Origin of the sequence: Pantoea sp. GbtcB22 (assembly GCF_019091025.1) — a bacterium.
GTDB lineage: Bacteria > Pseudomonadota > Gammaproteobacteria > Enterobacterales > Enterobacteriaceae > Pantoea > Pantoea leporis.
In genome coordinates this window covers 1-252 of sequence record NZ_JAGXKB010000478.1, presented here as the reverse complement: position 1 = coordinate 252, position 252 = coordinate 1, and the positions used below count along the sequence as shown (strand labels likewise).

Sequence of the window (252 nt, the reverse complement as noted above, 5' to 3'; positions counted from 1 at the left end):
AGCAGCGTACTCACCACCATCACGTCGGGCATGGTGTGCACCAGCGGCTGCATGCCCCCCAGTTCAAACGCCATGCAGGCGCTGAACAGAATCACATCGCTGTTATCCGGGCAGAGTCCGGTGCTGTCGTCGATGGCGCAGACGCTGGCGCAAATCGGGCGGCTATTAAACGTCGAAATGGGTTCGCAAACTGCCTCTTCGCTGGAGATCAGCGCGTGCGGTTTCCCGTGCGGGATCAGCAGCGCATCGCCC

At 61.5% G+C, this 252-nt stretch carries 1 pseudogene; it reads right to left on the bottom strand.

The features are described 5' to 3' along the window. Positions 1-252, bottom strand: a pseudogene (locus KVT28_RS25775) (cupin domain-containing protein); the annotation flags it as partial.